This window comes from Flavobacterium sp. UBA4197, assembly GCF_002379575.1.
GTDB lineage: Bacteria > Bacteroidota > Bacteroidia > Flavobacteriales > Flavobacteriaceae > Flavobacterium > Flavobacterium inviolabile.
The window spans coordinates 116,621-124,333 of record NZ_DFUB01000021.1; the positions used below are offsets into that span (position 1 = coordinate 116,621).

Here is a 7,713-nt window from a genome sequence, read left to right on the forward strand (position 1 = left end):
AAATTTTATCTTGTTCCGAATAATAAGTCTGGTTCATTTATAAAAAACGGTTGTTTTTTTATACTTATATCACCATCAGTAAACAATTCAACTCTATAAATAACTTTTTTTACTCTTTTTTGATTGGTTTGCTTCAATCTTGTTTCTATTTGTTGCAGAAGCGCTGCATCAGAAAGACCATGTCTATCATCGTCGGCTCTTGCATGGTCGGCCAATGCTTTACGTATGGCTGCAATCTCAAAAGTAGTATTATCTTTTACAAATTCCAAATCGACTTGCATACTAAAATATTTTGCAGTTTTTTCCCCTTTAACATAAGCTAAAATTAAATCTTCTTTTTCTCTCATTACAACTTGATTATACTCCGCACTTGTAGCAATAATATTCTGTGCCTCTCTATAACCAGAACCACCAAACATATTAGCTATTAAGTGAGCTGCATCCATGCCTGCATTTATAATTTTGCCCTCGCTATCCTGAGTAGTCCCTCTACCCAAATCATGTATTGTAAGCTTATCACCTTTTATAGAAGTTGGATAACCATCCGCATTTAGAATTACAGTAAATTGTTGTTCTCCATCAGCATATCTATATGTGATCTCTTTTCTACCATCAGACAAAAGGTTTTCTTTAATACCTACCGGATAAAATTTATTATGAGTTGAGCTTCCGCCACTTATAATATTCATTCTTTTAGACAATTCTAAACCAGTTAATCTATTATAATAATCCCCATATTTATTATCTTCTTTTAATTTTCTGACAAAAGAATTTGTCGTTCCTGATCGACCAACAATAACACCATGTTCAGCTTCATTTTTGGCTTTATATCCTACATAGGCTTCACCATCTCGTTGTTCAGTGATTTCTAATTCACTTTTATTATGATCTTTTACATCAGTCGGAGTCAACAACCAACCACTAACTTTTTTATCATTATTGGTTATTCTATTGACTTGCTCCCCATCCTTTTCAGGGTTGACTTTACCATGAATATGCACCGTTTCTTTACCCTCTTCAGTTCTATCAGTAACTATTTTGAGTTCTTGCAAATCATAAGTATCTTCTATAACCTCTAAACGTTTCTGAATTTCTTTTTTATCTAAATTATTATCTCTTAATAGTTCCGTTCCTTTTTTCACACCAGCATCAAGATCTTTTTGTTTTTCTACCGGAGTTCGTTTATCCTGAGGTTTCTCTTTTTTCTTCTCTTCTTTGGTCTTGCTATCCTTTTTACCAATACCAACTTTACTAAGCAGCCCTTTCCCCTTCTCCTTCACAAAGTTCCAAAACCTGGTAATTCCGGCCACAATACGCTGACGTATCTTTCGGATCACAGCAAGCACCTTATCAGCCAGTCCGCTGATACCTAATATCGAAGCTAATAACCCAATCAATACCGGTATGGCTTTTGCTAATGCATTTTCAATCGCTACGGCCACTGCGCCCACTTTACCGCTGGCAATTGCTGCCACACTATCCATAAAGGCTTTAATTAATTCGGCAATCTGTGCGGCACGCTGTACAAAGAATTTCACTACATCTATAATAGCCATAATAGCTTTTACAAAGGCTCCCACAGGTGATAACAATCCTAAAATCCATTTGATACCGGCCTGAATAACCTGGTTTTGAATGATATCCATAATGGCATCCATAACGGTTTCCTTCAAATCCTGGAATTGATCTTTCAGATATTCCCAAAGTCCTGCAATACCATCTTTTCGTACCACCTGTACTATTTCAACACCTGTTTCCAGTACTTTCATTAACGGTTCCCCTACTACAGTGGCTCCGATAGAACGTATACCTTCCCAACCCAGGCTAAGTACCTGCATGGTTATCGAGAAAATTCCTTTTAATGAGAAGATATCTTCCGGCATGGTAATCGTAATCCCTTTTGACGCTCCTGTTAACCAACTAAAGAATCCGGTTTTAAGGTGTGTCCAGATATTTGTCGTAAAGTTTGAAAATCCTTGTCCAACACCCGCGATAAGGTTACCGAAGAATCCTATAGGGTCCATAATAATAGCTCCTACAACCTCAACCACTTTCGCCAACAGGCTCATCAATGTGTTTTTCACTTCAATGATGAAGGCAAAAACACCGCTCAGGGCTTTTAATGCCATACCCACTAAACCGCCGTTCAGTTCTTTTAACGCTTTAATTCTGGCATCGACAGCTTCAATATTTTCAACATATTTCTTAGCCAATACATCAATAAGTGCATCTTTTTTACTGTCTACATCTTTTTCAAGTGCATTGAATTTACCCTGGATTTCGCTGATCGCAGCTGCTCCCAGTTTCTTTAAACTTGGCGATAACGTGTCTACATAATTTTGTACCTCTTTTTTACCGGTAGCAATTCTTCTTTTTGCTGCGTTAAGTTGTGATGCTACAACATTAGCGATATTGTCAATGTAAACATCCATCGTTTTGATATAAACTTCTTTTCCACTTGTAAAGAATTCATTAACTTCCGGTGGAAGACCTACAACGGCATCTTTTACACGTTTTAGATTTCTCCAGTCCAACCAGGAATCGCCGTAACGTTTCTTTTTATAGGCTGTCATCTCCTTGTCCACATGGTTTTCAAAAGCAATTTTTGCAGCTTTACTACCTGCTGCAAATTTACCCGCAACGGTATCATCAAGACCATTTAGAATATCATCAACATCTTTTTTGGTATCCCCATAAATTTTATTGATCTTATCCGCAATCTCTTTACGTTTCTCGGTATCTTTCGACGCCGTTTGCTGTTGGTTTCCAAGCACTTTATCCAATCCGCCCTTACGTGTGCCATGCATACCCGAAATTTGCTGTGCCGCTTGTGCCTGAGCTTCATTCTGAGTTTTGTTTATTTGCTGACCTTCCTCGGTTCTAAACTGGTTTGTAGCCGCCTTACTTTGCTCTTTTGCTTTATTTTTCTCATCTAAAGCCCCTTTAAATGAAGGTTCATTAGAGTTGGCAAGCATGCTATCCGTAACACCATGCTCTTTCATCTGGTTATCAATGCTGTCTGTTTCTGACTGAATCGGTTTTTCAATGTTAGCAGCATCTCTTTTTGACGGCATTGCCTTAGACGCATTAATAGCTGACGGAGCTTTACCATGATCCGGCGTTGGCATTTTGGCAACATTTCGAACAGGTTGTGCTCCTGTATCCGGTTTTTGAGATGTCGTATTCGCGATACTTCCCGAAGCGGCATTTTTCTCTTTTTTCACCGAGCCCATTGCCTGCTCGTTTACCTGTTTGATGTTGTTATTTTTTTCAAAATTGTCGGCCTGCTCTTCATTTTTAGGAAGCTGCATCCCGGCAATTTTCTTTTTCAGTTCGGCTTTAAAAGCAGCTGCACTAAACGTACCCGGTTCCTGCTCACTCATTTTTTTCACCTGCCCGGCTTGTGCCTTACTTTGGCGCTCGTTTGACGGAGAAGGTGCTGCAGCCTGTGCATCCTGTGATGCTTTACCGGCTGGTCCATGTTTTCGTTGTGCTTTTGCTGTTGTCGTTATCTGATCCTGCATTTCCAGGAAAACAGGATTGGCCGTAGCCGTCTTCGGTGTTGCATCTTCAGCTTCCGGTACTTCCTCTTTGTCGGCAACCGGTTCCAACGATTCTGTATTTACTACTTCTCCTTTATCAACAATTGCTGGCGATTTAAGCGGAGTATCCGTACTGGATGTACCCGCGGCAGTAGCCACCGGAACCAGTTCCTCTTTTTTATCTGCCTGAGCAGCTGCAGCCGGTTTCGCTTCCGCCGGCTTAGCATCGTGGTATTCCCTCAATTCACTAATGCCCAGCGTACTCTTATACTCCATCTCTTTCTGTTTGGTATCAGGATGATCCAATTCCCCTGTTTTCTCAAGACTGGTCTGAAGTTGTTGGTACTTTTGTTCAGCACCATCGGAATACGCCGGACTGGAGCCATGAACCGCCGGAATGCTTTCATTACCGGACGTCGGGCTGCTATTCTCAACGGAAGCTGGTCTTTCCTGTATATTTGGGTCCTGCGTTTGAGAATTGGCATTCTCAGTTTCGCGCAGAGAAAGAGGCAAAATCACTGCCTGTTTCTGTTCTTTCTTATGCGCTGCTTTCTTCGGATTACTCTCTTTCTCTGCGTTCATTTACCTTACTATTATATTATTTTCTTGGTTTTGTGATACAGTTTTGCACTATACAAGGCGTAACGGTATGCGTTACATCCCCTATAGCACATTACTGTCTGAAAAAAAATCAAAAAATCAGACGATTGTAATTTGATTTTGGGAGGCTTACTTGATTGTTAAGCAGTTTATGCGAATATTCGATCTTCTTTTAAATATTCTTTTTGAATACTTTCCTTCAATACGTCCAGGCTTACTTTGTAATCGGCCGATTTTGAAGCTATTGTTTTCAAACTTATATCCTGAATGACATTCATGATATTTGAACCTGTCAGTTCATAGCGTCTGGCGATATCATTTAAGTCAATATTTTCTAAGTTCAATTGTTTGGGCAAATTATGTTGCCAGATACGCAGACGCTCCTCATGCTTGGGACTATTGAATCTGATGCAGCTATGAAAGCGTCGCGTAAAGGCTTTGTCCATATTGTTTTTATAGTTTGATGCGAGTATGATCAATCCCGAAAAGGTTTCGATTCGCTGTAACAGATAGGAAACTTCCTGATTGGCATATTTATCGTGTGCATCGCGAACGTTCGTACGTTTACCAAAAATGGAATCGGCTTCGTCAAAAAACAGTATCCAGTCTTTGTTTTCTGCTTTATCAAAAAGCTTGGCCAAATGTTTTTCCGTTTCACCAATGTATTTCGAAACCAGCATGGAAACATCCACTCTAAAAACAGGCCGGTTTATATATTTCCCCAAAAGGCTTGCGGCCAATGTTTTACCCGTACCCGGATCGCCGTAAAACAACACCCGGAAGCCTGGTTTTAAGGTTTTTTGCATACCCCATTCCTCCATGAGTATATTACTGCTACTGTACCAGGCTTCTATGCTTTGAAGTTCGTTTAACGTGGATTGGGGAAGTATGAGGTCGCTCCACGATCTGCGGGTGTGTAATTGTTCTGCCGGAAAATCTTTACTCATTTTTGGCAATAATTCTACGCCCTGCAGGATGCGGTTAAAAGCTTCCTGCGTGACATTTATCTTACTGCCAATTGCGTCTTCATCCTGATTTGCCAGCTTTATAATGTTTTCTTTTATTAAGATATTCGAGTCATCAAAATATTGCAATACCTGTAATCGCCCTGCAATACAGCTTCCTCCTAAAATATACTGTACCGCTTCGACTGTTGGATAAAAAAGCCTGCCGCTATCATTGGTTGAACATACGTCAAACAATACACTATTGGGTACCTCTAAATAAATACGTCGTAACAACGCCGGGTCCAATCTTGGCATCAATGCCATTAAGAGAATGACAACTTCCTGATGGACAAGCTCTTTTTCCGAGATATAGTCTCCTAGTGGAAAGCCTTCATGGTCACTAGTGCTAAATCCAGGTGCTTCTATATTGAAATCTTTTGAAGGATTGTTAATTCGCCAGATAATTACTTGTTCTAGATAACTGAATATTTGCTGTAATTTTTTTGACTCCATTGTATTTTTGGTGTTTGTTTTTTAAACTTCTGAAGTTCAAAATTCACTATTTTTTTTCTCAAAAAGTATTTTTTCGGGCGCTGTATTCAGTAGTTGCAGTAAGTCGTAAAATTTACCGTTTTAAAAAACCAAACAACTAAATACCAACCACATACCAATAACCGCGCACAAGCCGGGAAAACCCGGATTGTAATACTTTATGTGTCTGTTTTTGATTGTTCTTCCGGCTAAGGCAGTATGCCTTAAAAAACCTCACAGGCAGATTGAAATACCTGTGAGGTTTTGTGTTTAGTAGTTCCTTTTTATATAGTTGACTACGATATAGCTCTTGTCTGCCATATTGAAAGAGAGCATACCTTCTTTATCAAAGAATTCGTAATTGTGCGGTTCAACAATGTATGGTGAAAAATACTTTCCGTCATCTGTCCTGAAACATACTATGTATTTTATTTGTGCATTTACCAGATCCTTGTCTTCATATTTTTCGGACGGATTATGATAAAACGTAAGGATTTTCAAATAGCCTTTCTCATTTTTATCTCCGGGCTCCATAGCTAATTGAGCTAAATTAACAGCACCATTTGGCAATGTAGCAGGAGCAATGGTCAGCTCACCCGAAAAGTTACCAGTTCCTTCAACATCTAATCTTGCTACAGGTGCCGATGTCCCTATCCCGACATTACCTCCCTGCCTTTGCAGACTTATATCCTTACTGTATTTCTGGCCGTAATTGCCTCCCTGTATATTCGGTATCTGCAGTTTATTGGTCTCCAGTCTTAGTGAGCTATCCTCGGATTTATCCAGAGAAGCAAAAGCACCTTCAATTCCTAAATTTCCTGTTTTTGTTTCATTTCCTGTTTTGCGCAGATAATCGCCGCCACTATTGGTCATACCATTCCAGGGAGACCACTCCCCGTTATAAAATGCACGATGGTATATCATATTGTTCGTTCCATAGGTATGGTAGGTCTGATAGCACATCACCTCATCTTTATAATTTCTGACAACGGTTAACATCCCTGCCATAAATGAAGGATAATTCTTTCCTGATCTCGCTGCTTCATCAGAGTTTTGAGAGAAAATACCGGTTTCCCTGTATTCGTTTAAGTCCTCATCATACCCCAACTGTCCTCTAACATTTAAAGTACCTTGTACGTCTGCTTTATGGGCCAATCCTTCATACATAACGGTTATACTTTCAGCAAATTTCGCATCCACATCGGCGGCATTCGCTTTTGACGCTAATCCCTGATACATTTCGGCGGCACTTACTTTTTCGGCTAATCTGGCATTCACGTCAATCGTGTTTGCTTTTTCGGCAAGTCCTGAACTTAAATCGGCTTTATTGGCTTTTAATGCCAAGCCTTCATGCATAATGATGTTTGTTTCCGTAAATTTCGTATCCACATCACTCGCATTGGCCTTTCCGGCTAATCCTGAATTCAGATCGGTTATATTCGCTTTTGCAGATAATTTCCCATCAACATCAATAGTGTTGGCTTTTAAGGCCAGGCCGGCATTCAAATCGACCATGCCTACTTTCTCTGCTAAACCTGAACTCAAATCGATTTTGCTTGCTTTTAGAGCTAAACCTTCTTGTATAACAGTACTCGTTTCCGCAAATTTCGCATCCACATCACTTGTGTTGGCCTTTCCGGCTAATCCTGAATTGAGATCGGTTATATTCGCTTTTGCAGATAATTTCCCATCAACATCAATAGTGTTGGCTTTTAAGGCCAGACCGGCATTTAAATCGACCATGCCTACTTTCTCTGCTAAACCTGAACTCAAATCGATTTTGCTTGCCTTTAAAGCTAAACCTTCTTGTATAACAGTGCTTGTTTCCGCAAATTTCGCATCCACATCACTCGCATTGGCCTTTCCGGCTAATCCTGAATTCAGATCGGTTATATTCGCTTTTGCAGATAATTTCCCATCAACATCAATGGTATTGGCTTTTAAAGCCAGACCGGAATTCAAATCGACCATGCCTACTTTCTCTGCCAAACCTGAACTCAAATCGATTTTGCTTGCTTTTAGAGCCAAGCCGGAATTCAGATCCGTTATGTCCGCTTTTAAGACTAATCCTTCATGAAGTTCTGTCGCACTTA

The 7,713-nt window shown here is 39.9% G+C and carries 3 protein-coding genes; all 3 read right to left on the reverse strand.

Going from position 1 to position 7,713, the window contains the following annotated elements; translation table 11 throughout:
• Nucleotides 1-5: 5 nt before the first annotated feature.
• Nucleotides 6-4,124, reverse strand: a complete 4,119-nt coding sequence (locus B3394_RS12465) for a DNA/RNA non-specific endonuclease (RefSeq protein WP_286924145.1) — start codon at nt 4,122-4,124, stop codon at nt 6-8.
• A gap of 167 nt (nt 4,125-4,291) precedes the next feature.
• Entirely contained in the window at nt 4,292-5,602 is a 1,311-nt protein-coding gene (locus tag B3394_RS12470; protein ID WP_286924159.1) for an ATP-binding protein, read from the reverse strand.
• Nucleotides 5,603-5,890: 288 nt separating this feature from the next.
• A partial coding sequence (locus B3394_RS12475; RefSeq protein ID WP_286924163.1) for a pyocin knob domain-containing protein occupies nt 5,891-7,713 on the reverse strand: 1,823 nt, incomplete at its 5' end.

What these genes read in the sequence shown, in the direction of transcription:
- B3394_RS12465 (WP_286924145.1), bottom strand. Translation starts at nt 4,124, where the DNA reads ATGAACGCAGAGAAAGAGAGTAATCCGAAGAAAGCAGCGCATAAGAAA.
- B3394_RS12470 (WP_286924159.1), bottom strand. Translation starts at nt 5,602, where the DNA reads ATGGAGTCAAAAAAATTACAGCAAATATTCAGTTATCTAGAACAAGTA.